The 18,531-nt window shown below is 60.0% G+C and carries 16 protein-coding genes and 1 other RNA gene; all 17 read left to right on the forward strand.

Going from position 1 to position 18,531, the window contains the following annotated elements:
* Positions 1-5: 5 nt before the first annotated feature.
* The 17 genes from rnpB to lpxC all read left to right on the forward strand — a co-directional run bounded on the left by rnpB (position 6) and on the right by lpxC (position 18,484).
* Positions 6-363, forward strand: an RNA gene (gene rnpB / locus AO388_RS06515) — RNase P RNA component class A.
* Positions 364-670: 307 nt separating this feature from the next.
* A complete protein-coding gene (gene mraZ / locus AO388_RS06255; protein WP_002555055.1) occupies positions 671-1,126 on the forward strand; it encodes a division/cell wall cluster transcriptional repressor MraZ in 456 nt (151 codons plus the stop codon).
* A 2-nt stretch (positions 1,127-1,128) separates the two neighbouring features.
* Entirely contained in the window at positions 1,129-2,070 is a 942-nt protein-coding gene (gene rsmH / locus AO388_RS06260) for a 16S rRNA (cytosine(1402)-N(4))-methyltransferase RsmH (protein WP_074805056.1), read from the forward strand.
* Positions 2,067-2,360: a cell division protein FtsL gene (gene ftsL / locus AO388_RS06265; protein WP_003340690.1), complete on the forward strand. Its 294-nt coding sequence runs from the start codon at positions 2,067-2,069 to the stop codon at positions 2,358-2,360. Before rsmH ends, ftsL begins: the two co-directional genes overlap by 4 nt.
* Positions 2,360-4,087 carry a peptidoglycan D,D-transpeptidase FtsI family protein gene (locus tag AO388_RS06270; RefSeq protein WP_010427469.1) on the forward strand — a complete coding sequence of 576 codons (1,728 nt, stop codon included), beginning with the start codon at positions 2,360-2,362 and terminating at the stop codon, positions 4,085-4,087. The genes ftsL and AO388_RS06270 overlap by 1 nt, the downstream gene beginning before the upstream one ends.
* A complete protein-coding gene (locus AO388_RS06275; protein WP_058416193.1) occupies positions 4,087-5,550 on the forward strand; it encodes a UDP-N-acetylmuramoyl-L-alanyl-D-glutamate--2,6-diaminopimelate ligase in 1,464 nt (487 codons plus the stop codon). The genes AO388_RS06270 and AO388_RS06275 overlap by 1 nt, the downstream gene beginning before the upstream one ends.
* Complete coding sequence (locus AO388_RS06280; protein WP_003431469.1) at positions 5,543-6,913, forward strand: UDP-N-acetylmuramoyl-tripeptide--D-alanyl-D-alanine ligase; 1,371 nt, start codon at positions 5,543-5,545, stop codon at positions 6,911-6,913. The genes AO388_RS06275 and AO388_RS06280 overlap by 8 nt, the downstream gene beginning before the upstream one ends.
* A complete protein-coding gene (gene mraY / locus AO388_RS06285) occupies positions 6,913-7,995 on the forward strand; it encodes a phospho-N-acetylmuramoyl-pentapeptide-transferase (protein WP_003431468.1) in 1,083 nt (360 codons plus the stop codon). The genes AO388_RS06280 and mraY overlap by 1 nt, the downstream gene beginning before the upstream one ends.
* Positions 7,996-8,000: 5 nt before the next feature.
* Entirely contained in the window at positions 8,001-9,347 is a 1,347-nt protein-coding gene (murD, locus tag AO388_RS06290; RefSeq protein WP_044308992.1) for a UDP-N-acetylmuramoyl-L-alanine--D-glutamate ligase, read from the forward strand.
* A complete protein-coding gene (gene ftsW / locus AO388_RS06295) occupies positions 9,344-10,558 on the forward strand; it encodes a putative lipid II flippase FtsW (protein WP_003431463.1) in 1,215 nt (404 codons plus the stop codon). Before murD ends, ftsW begins: the two co-directional genes overlap by 4 nt.
* Positions 10,548-11,618 carry an undecaprenyldiphospho-muramoylpentapeptide beta-N-acetylglucosaminyltransferase gene (gene murG / locus AO388_RS06300; RefSeq protein ID WP_003431460.1) on the forward strand — a complete coding sequence of 357 codons (1,071 nt, stop codon included), beginning with the start codon at positions 10,548-10,550 and terminating at the stop codon, positions 11,616-11,618. The genes ftsW and murG overlap by 11 nt, the downstream gene beginning before the upstream one ends.
* Positions 11,611-13,071 (forward strand): UDP-N-acetylmuramate--L-alanine ligase, encoded by a 1,461-nt coding sequence (gene murC / locus AO388_RS06305; RefSeq protein WP_003431458.1) that lies wholly within the window; start codon positions 11,611-11,613, stop codon positions 13,069-13,071. The genes murG and murC overlap by 8 nt, the downstream gene beginning before the upstream one ends.
* Positions 13,068-14,027: a D-alanine--D-alanine ligase gene (locus AO388_RS06310; RefSeq protein WP_003431456.1), complete on the forward strand. Its 960-nt coding sequence runs from the start codon at positions 13,068-13,070 to the stop codon at positions 14,025-14,027. The genes murC and AO388_RS06310 overlap by 4 nt, the downstream gene beginning before the upstream one ends.
* Before the next feature lie 3 nt (positions 14,028-14,030).
* Entirely contained in the window at positions 14,031-14,900 is an 870-nt protein-coding gene (locus AO388_RS06315) for a cell division protein FtsQ/DivIB (RefSeq protein WP_003364019.1), read from the forward strand.
* Between the two features lie 14 nt (positions 14,901-14,914).
* Entirely contained in the window at positions 14,915-16,171 is a 1,257-nt protein-coding gene (ftsA, locus tag AO388_RS06320) for a cell division protein FtsA (protein WP_003364017.1), read from the forward strand.
* A gap of 101 nt (positions 16,172-16,272) precedes the next feature.
* A complete protein-coding gene (ftsZ, locus tag AO388_RS06325) occupies positions 16,273-17,460 on the forward strand; it encodes a cell division protein FtsZ (protein WP_002555041.1) in 1,188 nt (395 codons plus the stop codon).
* A gap of 112 nt (positions 17,461-17,572) precedes the next feature.
* Entirely contained in the window at positions 17,573-18,484 is a 912-nt protein-coding gene (gene lpxC, locus AO388_RS06330) for a UDP-3-O-acyl-N-acetylglucosamine deacetylase (protein ID WP_003364012.1), read from the forward strand.
* Positions 18,485-18,531 lie beyond the last annotated feature (47 nt).

The raw sequence follows: 18,531 nt of genomic DNA on the forward strand, positions 1-18,531 counted from the left end.
GGCGGAGAGTCGATTGGACAGTCGCTGCCTCTTGTTGTTCCGCAACAAGGGGGGGAGGAAAGTCCGGGCTCCATAGGGCGGAGTGCCAGGTAACGCCTGGGAGGCGCGAGCCTACGGAAAGTGCCACAGAAAATAACCGCCTAAGCGCTTCGGTGCCGGTAAGGGTGAAAAGGTGCGGTAAGAGCGCACCGCACGTCTGGTAACAGTTCGTGGCAAGGTAAACCCCACTCGGAGCAAGACCAAATAGGGTTCCTAGGCGTGGCCCGCGCTGGAACCGGGTAGGTTGCTAAAGGCGTCCAGTGATGGCCGTCGTAGAGGAATGACTGTTCTCGACAGAACCCGGCTTACAGATCGACTCTCCACCTTTTTTCTTCCCCTTCGTTTCACGCAGCAAAACCCCTCCGTAATACCAAAAAAATCTTACAGCTCATAAATCACATTAACTTTGAATCGCAACGATTTGAGCTGTGTGGGATTTATCCGTCAGTTCCTTCGCAAAATTACCTTTTTAGCCCCGATACCTCTCCTAAATCTCCGAAATGTAAGGGTTTTCCTTAAGACCGTGCCTTGACGGTGTGGTGGGCGCGTTCCTATAGTGTGCGCAAGTGGCAGAAAGTGGCACGAAGTGGGTTTTTTTAGCGCAAAAAGCTAATATTCGGAGAATGCGCCTGTGTTCCGTGGTGCCAATGCGATCAATCTCGATGCCAAGGGCCGTCTCGCTATGCCGAGCCGGTACCGTGACGAGTTGGATTCGCGTAGCGCCGGCCAACTTATCGTGACCATTGATGCCGTTGATCCATGCCTTTGCCTTTATCCGCTTTCCGAATGGGAGCTGATAGAAGCAAAACTTCGTGATCTGGCGACGTTTCGTGAAGAGAACCGCCGTCTGCAAAGGCTTCTGATTGGTAATGCTGTCGATCTGGAGCTCGACGGGAGTGGGCGTTTTCTGGTGCCGCCGCGCCTGCGCGAGTACGCCAGGCTGGATAAGCGCGTAATGCTGGTGGGCCAGCTCAACAAGTTTCAACTGTGGGACGAGGACGCCTGGAATGCTCTTGCTGATGCTGACCTGGCTGCCATTCAAAAACCTGGCGCGATGCCCGACGAATTACGTGATTTGATCCTGTGACTATGAATAGCGGCTTTACCCACATCACCGTGCTGCTTGAAGAAGCCGTGGAGGCTCTCGCGGTGCGCGCCGATGGCTGCTACCTGGACGGCACGTTCGGGCGTGGCGGGCATAGTCGTCTGATACTCAGCCAGCTGGGCCCAGAGGGTCGGCTCCTGGGATTCGACAAGGACCCTCAAGCGATTGCCACCGGGCAAGCGCTAGCGGCCGAAGACGGCCGCTTTGTCATTGTGCAGCGCAGCTTTGCCGAATTGGGATCCGAGACTCAGGAACGCGGTTTGGCGGGCAAGGTCAGTGGCATTCTGCTGGATCTGGGTGTGTCGTCCCCGCAGCTGGATGATCCCGAGCGCGGTTTCAGCTTCATGAACGACGGTCCTCTGGACATGCGCATGGACCCGACCCGTGGCGTGAGCGCTGCCGAGTTCATCGCGACTGCACCGGCTGAAGAAATTGCCCGCGTTTTCAAGGAATACGGCGAAGAGCGATTTGCCAAGCGGATGGCCAATGCGGTCGTCGCGCGCCGCGAAGTCCAGCCTTTCGAGCGCACAGCCGATCTGGCAGAAGTGCTCAAGGTCGCAAACCCTGCCTGGGAAAAGGGCAAGAATCCTGCAACGCGTGCCTTTCAGGGCCTGCGTATTCACGTAAACAACGAATTGGGCGATCTGGAAGCCGGTCTCGAAGCGGCTCTGGATGCGCTGGAAGTGGGCGGCCGTCTGGTCGTCATCAGCTTTCACTCGCTGGAAGACCGCATCGTCAAGTTGTTCATGCGCAAGCTCGCCAAGGGCGAAGCCGACAACATGCCGCGTAATCTGCCGATCCAGTTCAAGCCGTTCGAACCGAAAATCAAAATTCACGGCAAGGCCCAGTTCGCCTCTGATGTCGAAACCAAAGCCAACCCGCGCTCGCGCAGTGCTGTCATGCGTGTAGCGGAGAAGCTCAGGTGAGCCGTCTGTTTCTTAAACCTCTGCCCGGCGGCAGCTTCATTATGCTGCTGCTGTTCATTGCTGTCCTGATTTCGGCGATTGGCGTTTCCTATAGCGCACATTGGAATCGTCAACTGCTCAACTCGCTGTATTCGGAAATGAGCGTGCGCGACAAGGCGCAGGCAGAGTGGGGCCGGCTGATTCTTGAGCAGAGCACCTGGACTGCACACAGCCGTATCGAGACTCTGGCCACCGAACAACTGAAGATGCGCATCCCGAGCGCCGCCGAAGTACGGATGGTGGCGCCATGATGAAGCTCGATGGCGCTCTTTATCCGTGGCGTTTTCGCGTAGTCGTAGGGCTGCTGGTGTCCCTCGTGCTCGCCATTTGCTGGCGCATCGTCGACCTGCAGGTCATCGACCATACCTTTCTTAAAGAGCAAGGCGATGCACGCAGCCTTCGGCATATTCCTATTCCGGCGCACCGTGGCCTGATCACTGACCGTAACGGCGAGCCGCTGGCGGTCAGTACTCCGGTGACGACGCTGTGGGCCAACCCGCGTGAAATGCAGCAGGACAAGTCCAAGTGGCCGATGCTGGCAGCCGCGCTGGGTCAGGATCTCAAGGCATTGACCGAGCGTCTGGACTCGCAGGCGAACAAGGAATTCATCTATCTGGTCCGTGGCCTGACGCCAGAGCAGGGCCAGTCGGTCATCGACCTGAAAGTACCGGGTGTCTACGGCATCGAAGAATTCCGCCGCTTTTATCCGGCCGGCGATGTCACCGCACACATGGTCGGCTTTACCGACCTTGATGACCATGGCCGCGAAGGCGTCGAGCTGGCGTATGACGACTGGCTCGCCGGTGTGCCCGGCAAACGTCAGGTCATCAAGGACCGGCGCGGTCGACTGATCAAGGATGTTCAGGTCACCAAGAATGCCAAGGCCGGAAAGACCTTGGCTTTGTCCATTGACCTGCGCCTGCAGTACCTGGCGACCCGTGAACTGCGCAATGCCATCGTCGAGAACGAGGCCAAGGCCGGCAGCATGGTGATCATGGACGTCAAGACCGGCGAGGTGCTGGCGATGGTCAACCAGCCGACCTACAACCCGAACAACCGCCGCACCATGGTGCCTGCCGCCATGCGCAACCGGGCCATCATCGACGTGTTCGAACCTGGTTCGACCATGAAGCCGATCTCCATGACCGCGGCGCTGGACAGTGGCCGCTGGAAGCCGACCGACAAGGTCGAGGTTTATCCGGGCACCCTGCAGATCGGCAAATACACGATTCGTGACGTGACCAAGACCGAAGGCCCGATCCTTGATCTGACCGGCATTCTGATCAACTCCAGTAACGTCGGCATGAGCAAGGTCGCGTTCGATGTGGGCGGTGAGGCGATCTTTCGTGCCATGCAGCGCGTCGGTTTCGGTCAGTACACCGGCCTCGGCTTCCCTGGCGAGCGCGTCGGCAACCTGCCCAACTACCGCGAATGGCGCAAGGCTGAAACCGCCACGCTGTCCTATGGCTACGGTTTGTCGGTCACGGCTTTGCAACTGGTGCATGCCTACGGCGCGCTGGCCAACAATGGCCGCATTGTGCCGTTGACCATTCTGAAAACAGATAAAGAGCCGGAATCGACCCAGGCCATTCCGGAGAAAACCGCCAAGACCCTGCAAGGCATGTTGCAGCAGGTTATCGAGGACCCGCGCGGCGTCTATCGCGCCCGTGTACCGTCCTACCACGTCGGTGGCAAGAGTGGTACGGCGCGTAAGACGTCCATCGGTACCAAGGGCTACGCGGAAAACTCCTATCGCTCGCTGTTCGCCGGTTTCGGCCCGATGAGTAACCCGCGTTACGCCATCGTGGTCGTCATCGACGAGCCGAGCAAGGGCGGTTACTACGGCGGTCTGGTTTCGGCCCCGGTATTCAGCAAGGTCATGTCCGGCACGTTGCGCCTGATGAACGTGACGCCGGACAACCTTGCGCCACCTGAACAAGTCAACGCCGCACCGGCAGCCAAAGGAGGGCGTGGTTGATGGCCTTTAATCTGAGCAAGATTTTCGCTCACACCGATCGCGATGCGCTGATTCGCGAGTTGACTCTCGACAGCCGCAATGTCCGTCCGGGTGATCTGTTTCTAGCCATACCGGGTATCAAGGTCGATGGCCGTGCGCATATTGCCGACGCGCTCAAGCGTGGCGCGGCGGCTGTGGCGTACGAAGTCGAAGGCTCGACCGTTCTGCCGATCACTGACGTGCCGCTGATCCCGGTCAAGGGGCTCGCCGCGCAGTTGTCCGATATTGCCGGCCGCTTCTACGGCGACCCGAGTCGCAGTCTGAATCTGGTAGGTGTTACCGGCACCAACGGCAAGACCAGCGTCACCCAGCTGGTTGCGCAGGCGCTTGATGCGCTGGGTCAGCACTGCGGCATCGTCGGCACACTGGGCACAGGATTCTACGGCGCGCTGCAAAGCGGCCGTCATACCACGCCTGACCCGATTGCCGTTCAGGCGACGCTGGCCGATCTGAAAAAGGCCGGTGCGCGCGCAGTGGCGATGGAAGTGTCGTCTCATGGGCTGGATCAAGGGCGGGCGACGGCGCTGGCGTTTGATGTGGCGGTGCTGACCAATCTGTCCCGTGATCACCTGGATTATCACGGCACCATGGAAGCGTACGCTGCCGCCAAGGCCAAGCTGTTTGCATGGTCCAACCTGAAATGCCGGGTAATCAACCTGGATGATACTTTCGGTCGTGAACTGGCCGGTATCAAGCAAGAGTCTCGGTTGATCACCTATAGCCAGCTGGATAGCTCGGCCTACCTGTATTGCCGCGATGCGAAATTCGATGATGATGGCGTGCGCGCTACGTTGGTCACGCCTCAGGGCGAGCATTTCCTGCGCAGCAGCCTGCTGGGTCGCTTCAACCTGAGCAACGTGCTGGCTGCGGTCGGCGCTTTGCTGGGCCTGGATTACGCGCTGGACGAAATTCTCAAGGTGCTGCCGAAACTCGAAGGCCCGGTCGGGCGCATGCAGCGTCTGGGTGGTGCCGACAAGCCGCTGGTGGTTGTCGATTACGCGCATACTCCGGATGCGCTGGAAAAAGTCCTCGAAGCACTGCGCCCGCACGCTAAAGGCCGTCTGTTGTGCCTGTTCGGCTGCGGCGGTGATCGTGATCGCGGCAAGCGTCCGCTGATGGCTGAAGTGGTCGAACGGCTGGCAGACGGTGCGTGGGTCACCGACGACAACCCGCGCTCCGAATCGCCAGCCAGTATTTTTGACGATATTCGCCCTGGCTTCGCTGCTGTCGACAAGGTGCGTTTCATCGAAGGTCGCGGTCAGGCCATTGCCGAACTGATTGCCAGCGCCAATGCCGATGACGTCGTAGTGCTCGCCGGCAAGGGCCACGAGGACTATCAGGAAATCAATGGTCAGCGGCAGCCATTCTCCGATTTGCAAGAAGCCGCCAACGCGCTTGCCATATGGGAGCCTGCAAATGCTTAAGCCAATGACCTTCAGCGAACTGGTTGTACCACTCGATGCGCGTCTGGTCGGGGGCGACTGCAGCTTTTCCGGCGTGAGTACCGACAGCCGTGGCATCGAGCCAGGTCAGCTGTTCGTAGCCCTGACCGGGCCGCGTTTTGACGGTCATGAATACCTCGATCAAGTGGCTGCGAAAGGCGCGGTCGGTGCTCTGGTCGAGCGCGAAGTGCAGGGCGCCGCCTTGCCGCAACTGGTCGTGCTGGATACCCGCAAGGCGCTTGCACAACTGGGTGCCATGAATCGCAATGCATTCGTCGACCGGCCGGTTGCTGCAGTCACCGGCTCCAGTGGCAAGACCACGGTCAAGGAAATGCTCGCGAGCATCCTGCGCACGCGCGGCCCCGTGCTGGCGACCCGAGGCAACCTGAACAACGAATTGGGCGTTCCACTGACTCTGCTGGAACTGGCCCCGGAATATACGTCCGCTGTGATCGAGCTGGGTGCGTCGCGGGTCGGCGAGATTGCCTACACCGTAAGCCTCGCCAAGCCGCACGTCGCCATGATCACCAACGCCGGAACTGCCCACGTCGGCGAGTTCGGCGGCCCGGACAGAATTGTCGAAGCCAAGGGCGAGATTCTCGAAGGTCTCGGCGCGGGTGGTACTGCAGTATTGAATCTGGAAGACAAGGCGTTTCCGATCTGGCGCAAGCGCGCCGGCGATCGCAATGTCCTGACCTTCGCACTGACCGACTCTGCGGCTGACGTGTACGCCAGCGAGCTGAGCCGTGATGCTCGGGGCTGCCCGGCTTTTACCCTCAACAGCCCGCTCGGCACTGCCCGGGTCCAGTTGAACCTGCTCGGCACACACAATGTGTCCAACGCCTTGGCCGCTGCGGCTGCGGGCTGCGCAATGGGTGTGCCGCTGGAAGGGATCGTCACCGGGCTGAACAACGTGCAGCCGGTCAAGGGCCGTGCCGTGGCGCAAATCGCCAGCAATGGCATGCGCGTCATCGATGACACCTACAACGCCAACCCTGCCTCGATCAACGCGGCCGTCGACATCCTCACCGGCTTCACCGGTCGTACCGTACTGGTGCTGGGCGACATCGGTGAGTTGGGCGAATGGGCCGAGCAGGGCCATCGCGAAGTGGGCGCCTATGCCGCTGGCAAGGTGTCGGCGCTGTATGCCGTCGGCCCATTGATGACTCACGCGGTCAGCGCCTTCGGCGAGCACGCTTACCACTTTGCCAGTCAGGCTGAACTGATCGCGGCGCTGGGCGCCGAGCAGAATCCTGATACCACTTTACTGATCAAGGGCTCGCGTAGCGCTGCGATGGAACACGTCGTGGCTGCCTTGTGCGGTTCTAGCCTGGAGAAACATTAATGCTGCTGCTGTTGGCCGAGTTTTTACAACAGTTCTACAAAGGCTTCGCGGTCTTTCAGTACCTGTCATTGCGCGGGATCCTTGGCGTGCTCACCGCCCTGACGCTGTCGCTGTGCCTGGGGCCGTGGATGATCCGCACCCTGCAAATGCGTCAGATCGGTCAGTCTGTGCGCAACGATGGTCCGCAATCGCACCTGTCCAAGTCGGGTACGCCGACCATGGGTGGGGCGCTGATCCTGTCGTCCATCGGTATCAGTACATTGCTGTGGGCTGACCTGAGCAACCGTTACGTATGGGTTGTGTTGCTGGTGACACTGTTGTTCGGCGCCATCGGCTGGGTCGATGACTACCGCAAGGTGATCGAAAAGAATTCCCGAGGCCTGCCGAGCCGCTGGAAGTATTTCTGGCAGTCGGTTTTTGGCCTCTGTGCAGCGATCTTCCTTTATACGACTGCACCGTCGGCGACTGAAACCACGCTGATCGTGCCGATGCTCAAGGATGTGCGTATCCCGCTGGGTATCGGTTTCATCGTGTTGACCTATTTCGTGATTGTCGGCTCCAGCAACGCAGTCAACCTGACTGACGGGCTGGATGGTCTGGCGATCATGCCGACGGTGATGGTAGGCGGTGCCTTGGGCATCTTCTGCTACCTGTCGGGTAACGTGAAATTTGCTGAATACCTGCTGATTCCCTACGTGCCGGGGGCGGGCGAGCTGATTGTGTTCTCTGGGGCGCTGATTGGCGCCGGGCTCGGATTCCTCTGGTTCAACACGTATCCGGCGCAGGTGTTCATGGGCGACGTCGGTGCGCTGGCACTCGGCGCGGCGCTGGGCACCATGGCGGTGATCGTTCGTCAGGAAATGGTCCTGTTCATCATGGGCGGCGTGTTCGTGATGGAAACCCTTTCAGTGGTCATTCAGGTTGCGTCTTTCAAACTTACCGGCCGCCGCGTATTCCGCATGGCGCCGATCCACCACCACTTTGAACTCAAAGGCTGGCCCGAGCCACGTGTGATCGTCCGTTTCTGGATCATCACCGTGATTCTGGTGCTCATTGGCCTTGCCACGCTGAAACTGAGGTAGAACGAGTGTCCCTGATCGTTTCCGACCGCTTCCGCATTGTCGTGGGTCTAGGCAAAAGCGGCATGTCTCTGGTTCGCTTCCTGGCGAACCAGGGCGTGTCCTTTGCCGTGGCCGACACGCGGGAGAATCCTCCTGAGCTGGCGACCTTGCGTCGCGACTATCCGCAGGTGGAAGTGCGTTGTGGCGAGCTGGACGTGGATTTCCTCTGCCGTGCCGATGAGCTGTACGTCAGCCCCGGTCTGGCCCTGGCGACCCCGGCCCTGCAGCAGGCTCACGCACGTGGCGTCAAACTGTCGGGCGACATCGAACTGTTCGCGCGTCACGCGAAGGCGCCGGTGATTGCCATTACCGGCTCGAATGCGAAAAGCACCGTGACGACACTGGTCGGCGAAATGGCTGCTGCCGCTGGAAAGCGTGTGGCGGTGGGCGGCAATCTAGGCACTCCGGCGCTGGACCTGCTCAGCGACGACGTCGAGCTGTACGTGATGGAGCTTTCCAGCTTTCAGCTCGAAACCACTGACCAGCTCAATGCCGAAGTGGCGACCGTGCTGAATATCAGTGAAGACCACATGGACCGTTACAGCGGCCTGCCTGCCTACCACCTGGCCAAGCACCGGATTTTCCGTGGCGCGCGGCAGGTGGTGGTCAACCGTCAGGATGCGCTCTCCCGTCCGTTGATTGGCGAAGGCCTGCCGTGCTGGACATTCGGCCTCAACAAGCCCGACTTCCATGGTTTCGGCCTGCGTGAAGAGAACGGCGAAAAGTACCTGGCGTTCCAGTTTGAAAACCTCATGCCGGTACGTGAGCTGAAAGTGCGTGGTGCGCACAATCAGTCCAACGCGCTTGCCGCCCTGGCCCTGGGGCATGCGGTCGGCCTGCCGTTCGACGCCATGCTCGCCAGCCTGCGCGAGTTCACTGGTCTGGAGCATCGCTGCCAGTGGCTGCGCGAGCACGAAGGCGTTCATTACTACAACGACTCCAAAGCCACCAACGTGGGTGCCGCGCTGGCTGCCATCGAAGGGCTGGGCTCGGATATCGACGGCAAGCTGGTGCTGATCGCCGGCGGCGATGGCAAAGGCGCTGATTTCAGCGGTTTGCGCGCGCCAGTCGCCGAGCATTGCCGCGCGGCGGTCTTGCTCGGGCGTGATGCCCAGCTTATTGCCCAGGCATTGGGCGACGCTGTCCCGCTGGTGCATGTCGACACCGTCCAGGCGGCTGTCGAGCACAGCGCAAAACTGGCTCAGCGTGGCGATGCCGTATTGCTTTCTCCTGCATGCGCCAGTCTGGACATGTTCAAGAATTATGAAGAGCGCGGACGTGTGTTCGCGCAGGCAGTGGAGTGCTTGTCATGATCTTCGGTGTGATCAAGCCTTATCCATCGCCACTGATCAGTGGGCGAGGCATCGACCTGGACTTCCCGATGCTGGTCGGCTGCCTGGCGCTGCTCGGCCTTGGCCTGGTGATGATTACCTCGGCCTCGTCGGAAGTTGCCGCCGTACAGTCCGGTAACACGCTGTACATGATGACCCGTCACCTGGTTTATCTGCTGATCGGTCTGGGTGCCTGTGGCGTGACCATGATGATTCCGGTCGCCACCTGGCAACGCCTGGGCTGGATGATGCTGCTTGGCGCGTTCGGCCTGTTGCTGCTGGTACTGGTGCCGGGAATCGGGCGCGAGGTAAACGGTTCGATGCGCTGGATCGGTTTCGGCGCGTTCAACGTGCAGCCGTCGGAAATCGCCAAGGTATTCGTGGTGATCTTCCTTGCCGGCTACCTGATTCGTCAGCAGCAGGAAGTTCGCGAAAGCTGGATGGGCTTTTTCAAGCCGTTCATCGTGCTGCTGCCGATGGCCGGTCTGCTGCTCATGGAACCTGACTTCGGTGCGACCGTGGTAATGATGGGCTCGGCGGCAGCCATGCTGTTTCTCGGCGGTGTCGGCCTGTTCCGCTTCTCGCTGATGGTGGTGCTGGCGGTCGCTTCTGTGGTTGTGCTGGTCCAGGCCCAACCTTACCGGATGGCGCGTCTGACCAACTTTACCGATCCGTGGGCCGACCAGTTCGGTTCCGGCTATCAATTGACCCAGGCACTGATCGCCTTCGGTCGCGGCGAGTGGTTCGGCGTCGGACTGGGCAACAGTGTGCAGAAGCAGTTCTATCTGCCGGAAGCGCACACCGACTTCGTGTTCTCGGTACTTGCAGAAGAGCTGGGCGTGGTGGGTTCGCTGATCACCGTCGCACTGTTCCTGTTCGTCAGTATTCGCGGCATGTACATCGGCATGTGGGCCGAGCGCGCCAAGCAGTTCTTCGGTGCCTATGTGGCCTACGGCCTTTCGTTCCTGTGGATCGGTCAGTTCCTGATCAACATCGGTGTGAACGTCGGTCTGCTGCCTACCAAGGGGCTGACCCTGCCGTTCCTCAGCTACGGCGGCAGCTCGCTGGTGATCTGCTGCGCGAGCCTCGGGCTGCTGCTGCGCATCGAGTGGGAATCGCGCAACAACATGGGCAGTGAAGAAGCCGAGTTCAAGGAAAGCGACTTCGCCGAGGACACACCGCATGGACGCTAACGTGCTGATCATGGCAGGCGGGACCGGCGGGCATGTATTCCCGGCGCTGGCCTGTGCGCGCGAGTTCCAGGCACGCGGCTACAAGGTCCATTGGCTGGGCACGCCGCGTGGTATCGAAAACGAACTGGTGCCGCAGGCCGGTCTGACGCTGCACCTGATCAACGTTACCGGTCTGCGTGGCAAGGGCCGCTTGTCGCTGCTCAAGGCGCCGTTCATGTTGCTCAAGGCCCTGATGCAGGCACGCAAGGTTGTGCGTGAGGTGAAACCGGTCTGTGTGGTCGGCTTCGGTGGCTACGTCACCGGCCCTGGCGGTCTGGCGGCGAAGCTGGCAGGCGTACCGTTGATCATTCACGAGCAGAATGCCGTTGCCGGTACCGCCAACCGCAGTCTGGCCTCGTTCGCCAGCCGGGTGTGCGAAGCGTTCCCGAACACCTTTGCGGATTCATCCAAGCGTCGCACCACCGGCAACCCGGTGCGTGTCGAGCTGTTTCTGGAAACACCGCGTCAGGCTCTGGCCGGACGCAAGGCTCGTCTGCTGGTACTGGGCGGCAGCCTGGGCGCGGAGCCGTTGAACAAACTGCTGCCCGAGGCGCTGTCCCAGCTGCCTCAGGACATCCAGCCCGAAGTGTTTCATCAGTCGGGCAAGAATCATGACGCAGTCACCGCCGAGCGCTATCGCAACGTGGGCGTCGAGGCGCAGGTTGCGCCATTCATACAGAACATGGCCCAAGCCTATGGCTGGGCCGATCTGGTGGTCTGCCGCGCAGGCGCATTGACCATCAGCGAACTGGCCGCCGCCGGTCTGCCGTCGTTGCTGATACCGCTGCCCCACGCGATTGATGACCATCAGTCACGTAACGCTGATTATCTGGCTCGCGAAGGCGCAGCCTTCGTCATGCCGCAAGCGACAACTGGCGCCGCCGAGATGGCAGCACGCCTGAAAGAGGTTTTGATGCAACCCGAACAATTGAACAGCATGGCCCGCACTGCACGCAGCCTGGCCATGCCTGATGCAACCAGCACTGTCGTCAACGTCTGTGTGGAGGTGGCCCATGGTTGAGAATCAACGCGCCATGCCACAACCTGAAATGCGCCGTATCCGTCGTATCCACTTCGTCGGTATCGGTGGTGTCGGCATGTGCGGGATCGCCGAGGTGTTGTTGAACCTGGGTTACGAAGTCTCGGGCTCCGACCTGAAGGGCTCGGCCGTGACCGAGCGCCTGGAATCGTTCGGCGCACAGATTTTTATCGGCCATCGTGCCGAGAACACCATCGGTGCCGACGTGCTGGTAGTGTCCAGTGCCGTCAACACCTCCAACCCGGAAGTGGCCACCGCGCTGGAGCGCCGCATTCCGGTCGTACCGCGTGCCGAGATGCTCGCCGAGCTGATGCGTTATCGCCACGGCATCGCCGTTGCCGGTACGCACGGCAAGACCACCACCACCAGCCTGATCGCTTCGGTATTCGCTGCCGGCGGCCTGGACCCGACCTTCGTGATTGGCGGCCGTCTCAACGCGGCGGGCACCAATGCGCAGCTGGGCACCAGCCGCTACCTGATCGCCGAAGCTGATGAGAGCGACGCCAGCTTCCTGCACCTGCAGCCTCTGGTCGCTGTGGTCACCAATATCGACGCCGATCACATGGCGACCTACGAAGGCGACTTCAACAAACTGAAGAAGACCTTTGTCGAGTTCCTGCACAACCTGCCGTTCTATGGGCTGGCGGTGATGTGCATCGACGATCCGGTGGTGCGTGAAATTCTGCCGCTGGTCAAGCGTCCGACGCTGACCTATGGCTTCAGCGAGTCTGCCGATATACGTGCAATCAATGTGCGTCAGGACGGCATGCTGACATTCTTCACCGTACTGCGCCGCGACCGCGAGCCGCTGGATGTGTCGGTGAACATGCCCGGCAATCACAACGTACTCAACTCGCTGGCGACCATCGCCATCGCCACCGACGAGGGCGTCAGCGACGAGGCCATCGTTCAGGGCCTTTCCGGGTTCCAGGGCGTCGGTCGGCGCTTCCAGGTCTACGGCGAGCTGCCGGTTGACGGCGGCAACGTGATGCTGGTCGATGACTACGGTCACCATCCGCGCGAAGTCGCTGCCGTTATCAACGCTGTGCGTGGCGGCTGGCCTGACCGTCGTCTGGTGATGGTCTACCAGCCACACCGTTTCAGTCGCACCCGTGACCTGTACGACGATTTCGTGCAGGTGCTGGCGGACGCCAATGTGCTGCTGCTGATGGAAGTCTACCCGGCCGGTGAAGAACCGATTCCTGGTGCGGACAGCCGCAACCTGTGCCACAGCATTCGTCAGCGTGGCCAGCTGGACCCGATCTACATCGAGCGTGGTGTCGAGCTGGCGCCGTTGGTCAAGCCGCTGTTGCGTGCCGGCGACATCCTGTTGTGTCAGGGCGCTGGCGACATCGGTGGTCTTGCGCCACAGCTGCTGAAAAGCCCACTGTTCGCCGGTGCCAAAGTGGCCCCCACCGAAGGGAAGCTGAAATGACAGCCGTCGCCCAGTCGTCCCTGCGCTCGACACTCGAGCCGAAAAGCTTCGGCCGTGTCGCCGTACTCTTCGGTGGCAAGAGTGCCGAGCGGGCGGTCTCGCTGAACTCGGGTAATGCCGTGCTCGGTGCGTTGCTCGAGGCTGGCGTGGATGCGTTCGGCATCGATGTGGGCGATGACTTTCTGCAGCGACTGGTCAGCGAGAAAATCGACCGTGCCTTTATCGTTCTGCACGGACGTGGCGGTGAAGACGGCACCATGCAAGGCCTGCTGGAATGCCTGGAAATCCCTTATACCGGCAGTGGCGTACTGGCTTCTGCCCTGGCGATGGACAAGTTGCGCACCAAGCAGGTCTGGCAGAGTCTCGGCCTCGCCACACCGCTGCATGCCGTTCTTGAAAACGAGAGTGATTGTATTTGCGCCGTGACGGAACTGGGCCTGCCTTTGATCGTCAAACCGGCCCATGAAGGTTCAAGTATCGGTATGGCAAAGGTGAACAGCGTCGATGAATTGATCGCCGCCTGGAAAGCCGCCAGTACCTACGATTCGCAAGTATTAGTCGAACAGTGGATTCAGGGACCTGAGTTCACTGTGGCGTCTCTGCGTGGCCAGGTGTTGCCTCCCATCGGCCTGGGCACTCCTCATAGTTTTTATGATTACGATGCCAAGTACCTGGCGTCCGATACCCAGTATCGGATTCCGTGCGGACTTGGCGATGCGCAGGAACAGGAACTCAAACAACTTGCAGCACGTGCTTGCGAAGCCATCGGCATTGCAGGGTGGGCGCGCACGGATGTCATGCAGGACGCACAAGGCAAGTTCTGGTTACTGGAAGTCAATACTGTACCCGGCATGACCGATCACAGTCTGGTGCCTATGGCGGCCCGTGCGGCAGGTCTGGATTTTCAACAACTGGTGTTGGCGATTCTGGCCGACAGCGTTCAGGCGAGAGGTTAAGGCATGTACGGCGCGTCGACACGTCCTCAGCCACCTGCTCCCGGCCGCAACAAGCCGGTGCCGCGCGGCGCCAGCCGTATGGTGGCCAAGGAGCCCTTGTCGGCGCGCCTGCCCAAGGCCAACTTCAGTTTTCTGAAGCGTTTGCTCTGGCCTGTGCTGTTGGTGGTTCTGGGCTTCGGTACTTATGAGGCAGCACAGCGTCTGCTGCCGTACGCCGACCGCCCGATCACCCGCATCAACGTGCAGGGCGATTTGAGTTACATCAGTCAGCAGGCTGTGCAGCAGCGGATTGCGCCTTATGTGGCGTCGAGCTTTTTCAAGATCGATCTGGCTGCCATGCGCACCGAGCTTGAGCAGATGCCTTGGATCGCACACGCCGAGGTCCGCCGTGTATGGCCGGATCAGGTCGTGATTCGTCTTGAAGAGCAGTTGCCGGTTGCCCGTTGGGGCGATGAAGCGCTGTTGAATAACCAGGGGCAGGCTTTCACACCGCGTGAACTGTCCAATTACGAACATCTTCCCCAGTTGTTCGGCCCGCAGCGGGCCCAGCAGCAGGTGATGCAGCAGTATCAGGTGTTGAGTCAGATGTTGCGCCCGCTGGGCTTCTCCATCGTGCGCCTGGAGCTGCGCGAGCGTGGCAGCTGGTTCCTGACGACAGGTGCCGGTAGTGCTGGCCCGGGTATCGAGTTGTTGCTTGGACGCGACCACCTTGTCGAAAAAATGCGCCGCTTCATCGCGATTTACGACAAAACGCTGAAAGACCAAATAACGAATATCGCGCGCGTCGACTTGCGTTACTCCAACGGCCTTGCGGTCGGTTGGCGCGAACAGGCAGCGCCGGCGACGGAAAAACCCGCCGTCGCGAAGAATTGATAAGAGGCAGGACCATGGCAAATGTGCAAAGCGGCAAAATGATCGTCGGGCTGGATATCGGTACCTCCAAGGTGGTGGCACTGGTAGGCGAAGTCGCGGCCGATGGCTCGCTGGAAATCGTGGGTATCGGTACCCATCCCTCCCGCGGCCTGAAGAAGGGCGTGGTGGTGAATATCGAATCGACCGTGCAGTCGATCCAGCGCGCAATCGAAGAAGCGCAGCTGATGGCCGGCTGCCGTATCCACTCGGCATTTGTTGGTGTGGCAGGCAGCCACATTCGCAGCCTGAACTCACACGGCATCGTGGCGATTCGTGATCGCGAAGTCAGCTCTGCGGATCTGGAGCGTGTGCTCGATGCTGCTCAGGCGGTGGCCATTCCTGCCGACCAGCGCGTGCTGCACACCTTGCCTCAGGATTACGTGATCGATAACCAGGAAGGCGTGCGTGAGCCCCTGGGCATGTCCGGCGTACGTCTGGAAGCCAAGGTTCATGTGGTGACCTGTGCGGTGAACGCGGCGCAGAACATCGAGAAGTGCGTACGTCGCTGCGGGCTGGAAGTCGACGACATCATTCTCGAACAGTTGGCCTCGGCGTATTCCGTGCTGACCGATGACGAGAAAGAACTGGGTGTCTGCCTGGTGGACATCGGTGGCGGCACCACCGACATCGCGATCTTCACCGAGGGTGCCATTCGCCACACGGCGGTCATCCCGATTGCGGGTGATCAGGTGACCAACGACATCGCCATGGCGTTGCGCACTCCGACCCAGTACGCCGAAGAAATCAAGATTCGTTATGCCTGTGCGCTGGCCAAGCTGGCCGGTGCAGGCGAAACCATCAAAGTGCCGAGCGTGGGCGACCGTCCACCTCGCGAGCTGTCGCGTCAGGCCCTGGCCGAAGTGGTCGAGCCTCGTTACGACGAGCTGTTCACCCTGATCCAGGCCGAACTGCGCCGCAGCGGCTACGAAGACCTGATCCCGGCCGGCATCGTGCTGACCGGGGGCACAGCGAAAATGGAAGGTGCGGTCGAACTGGCCGAGGAAATCTTCCACATGCCGGTGCGCTTGGGCGTACCGCACAGCGTCAAAGGGCTCGCTGATGTCGTCCGCAACCCGATTTACTCAACCGGCGTAGGCCTGTTGATGTACGGGCTGCAAAAACAATCGGATGGCATTTCGCTGTCCGGGATTGTCGGCAACAGCAGCTACAGCGACGAAACCAAGGCACCGGTGCTTGAGCGTATCAAGCGTTGGGTGCAGGGCAATTTCTAAGTTTCAACGTTCAACGGTTTCACAGCTTCAGATTCAGGGCTTCACCAGCAGTATCGGCAGGCAGTAGGCAAAACTAACTAGAAAGCGGAAGGAGAGAGAAAATGTTCGAACTCGTAGACAACGTCCCGCAAAGCCCGGTTATCAAGGTTATCGGCGTAGGCGGTGGTGGCGGCAACGCTGTCAATCACATGGTCAAGAGCAACATCGAAGGCGTGGAATTCATCTGCGCCAACACCGACGCTCAGGCGCTGAAAAACATCGGCGCGCGGACCATTCTGCAGCTGGGTACCGGCGTGACCAAGGGCCTTGGCGCTGGCGCCAACCCTGAAGTCGGTCGTCAGGCCGCACTGGAAGATCGTGAGCGCATTGCAGAAGTTCTGCAGGGCACCAACATGGTTTTCATCACCACTGGCATGGGCGGCGGTACCGGTACCGGTGCAGCACCGATCATTGCTGAAGTGGCCAAGGAAATGGGCATTCTGACGGTCGCAGTCGTGACCCGTCCGTTCCCGTTCGAAGGTCGCAAGCGTATGCAGATCGCCGATGAAGGCATCCGCATGCTGTCCGAAAGCGTCGACTCGTTGATCACCATTCCCAACGAGAAGCTGCTGACCATCCTCGGTAAAGACGCCAGCCTGCTGTCGGCTTTCGCCAAGGCTGACGATGTACTGGCCGGTGCCGTTCGCGGTATCTCCGACATCATCAAGCGTCCGGGCATGATCAACGTCGACTTCGCCGACGTGCGTACCGTGATGAGCGAAATGGGCATGGCGATGATGGGCACTGGCTGCGCCAGCGGTCCTAACCGTGCACGTGAAGCGACCGAAGCGGCGATCCGCAACCCGTTGCTCGAAGACGTCAACCTGCAGGGCGCTCGCGGCATCCTGGTCAACATCACTGCCGGTCCTGACCTGTCTCTGGGTGAGTACTCGGACGTGGGTAGCATCATCGAAGCGTTCGCTTCCGAGCACGCGATGGTCAAGGTCGGTACCGTTATCGATCCGGACATGCGTGACGAGTTGCACGTGACCGTGGTTGCCACCGGCCTGGGCGCGAAAATCGAGAAACCTGTCAAGGTTATCGACAACACGCTGCAGACCACCCAGCAGGCTCCTGCGCAGCAGGCGTCCCGTCAGGAAGCACCGTCGGTCAACTACCGTGACCTGGATCGTCCTACCGTGATGCGCAATCAGGCACACGCAGGCGCTACAGCAGCGGCGAAGATGAATCCAAACGATGATCTCGATTACCTGGACATCCCGGCTTTCCTGCGTCGTCAGGCCGATTGATGAAATGTATCAGGGGTATTAGGGTGATTGGTGTTCAGCAAAGGCATGGTCTGCTATCATCGCCAGCCTTTGTTGATACCAGTTCGCAACTTGCGCTGAAGCGGCCCATGCCATGATAAAACAACGCACCCTGAAAAATATTATCCGTGCCACAGGTGTAGGCCTGCACTCCGGGGAGAAGGTTTACCTGACCCTCAAGCCCGCACCTGTGAATACCGGCATTGTGTTTTGCCGAGCTGACCTTGACCCCGTCGTGCAGATCCCTGCGCGTGCGGAAAACGTCGGTGACACCACTCTGTCGACCACTCTGGTCAATGGTGATGTCAAAGTCGACACGGTAGAACACTTGCTCTCGGCCATGGCTGGCCTTGGCATCGATAACGCCTACGTCGAGCTCTCTGCCTCCGAAGTTCCTATCATGGACGGCAGCGCAGGCCCTTTCGTATTCCTGATTCAATCGGCAGGCCTGGAAGAACAGGACGAGCCGAAGAAATTCATCCGTATCCTGCGTGAAGTCACAGTCGAGGAGGGCGGTAAACGCGCTACTTTTGTGCCTTTCGAAGGGTTCAAGGTCAGTTTCGAGATCGATTTCGATCACCCCGTCTTCCGTGACCGCACCCAGAGTGCAAGCGTGGACTTTTCCAGTACTTCCTTCGTGAAGGAAGTCAGCCGTGCCCGGACCTTCGGGTTCATGAGTGATATCGAGTACCTGCGCAAGCACAACCTCGCACTCGGCGGCAGCGTGGAAAACGCCATCGTGGTCGACAAGGACGGTGTACTGAACGAAGACGGCCTGCGTTACGAGGACGAATTCGTCAAACACAAAATCCTCGACGCCATCGGTGACCTCTACCTGCTGGGCAACAGCCTGATTGGTGAGTTCCGGGGTTTCAAATCGGGGCATGCACTGAACAACCGTCTGCTGCGTACGTTGATCGAGCAGAAAGACGCTTGGGAAGTGGTGACTTTCGAGGATGCCAGTACGGCACCTATTTCTTACATGCGTCCTGTCGCGGCCGTGTAAGCAAGCTTTACTCTCTTTCCTTTTGTTCTTTAAAGGCTGCCCTCGGG

The organism is Pseudomonas sp. ICMP 10191 (assembly GCF_001467335.1).
GTDB classification, from domain to species: Bacteria; Pseudomonadota; Gammaproteobacteria; order Pseudomonadales; family Pseudomonadaceae; genus Aquipseudomonas; species Aquipseudomonas cerasi.

Excerpts from the sequence above, each read along its gene's own strand:
- AO388_RS06310 (WP_003431456.1), top strand. The coding sequence starts at position 13,068 with ATGACAGCCGTCGCCCAGTCGTCCCTGCGCTCGACACTCGAGCCGAAA.
- murG (WP_003431460.1), top strand. The coding sequence starts at position 10,548 with ATGGACGCTAACGTGCTGATCATGGCAGGCGGGACCGGCGGGCATGTA.
- ftsW (WP_003431463.1), top strand. The coding sequence starts at position 9,344 with ATGATCTTCGGTGTGATCAAGCCTTATCCATCGCCACTGATCAGTGGG.
- rsmH (WP_074805056.1), top strand. The coding sequence starts at position 1,129 with ATGAATAGCGGCTTTACCCACATCACCGTGCTGCTTGAAGAAGCCGTG.
- AO388_RS06315 (WP_003364019.1), top strand. The coding sequence starts at position 14,031 with ATGTACGGCGCGTCGACACGTCCTCAGCCACCTGCTCCCGGCCGCAAC.
- AO388_RS06270 (WP_010427469.1), top strand. The coding sequence starts at position 2,360 with ATGAAGCTCGATGGCGCTCTTTATCCGTGGCGTTTTCGCGTAGTCGTA.
- AO388_RS06280 (WP_003431469.1), top strand. The coding sequence starts at position 5,543 with ATGCTTAAGCCAATGACCTTCAGCGAACTGGTTGTACCACTCGATGCG.
- ftsZ (WP_002555041.1), top strand. The coding sequence starts at position 16,273 with ATGTTCGAACTCGTAGACAACGTCCCGCAAAGCCCGGTTATCAAGGTT.
- ftsA (WP_003364017.1), top strand. The coding sequence starts at position 14,915 with ATGGCAAATGTGCAAAGCGGCAAAATGATCGTCGGGCTGGATATCGGT.
- mraY (WP_003431468.1), top strand. The coding sequence starts at position 6,913 with ATGCTGCTGCTGTTGGCCGAGTTTTTACAACAGTTCTACAAAGGCTTC.
- murC (WP_003431458.1), top strand. The coding sequence starts at position 11,611 with ATGGTTGAGAATCAACGCGCCATGCCACAACCTGAAATGCGCCGTATC.
- lpxC (WP_003364012.1), top strand. The coding sequence starts at position 17,573 with ATGATAAAACAACGCACCCTGAAAAATATTATCCGTGCCACAGGTGTA.
- AO388_RS06275 (WP_058416193.1), top strand. The coding sequence starts at position 4,087 with ATGGCCTTTAATCTGAGCAAGATTTTCGCTCACACCGATCGCGATGCG.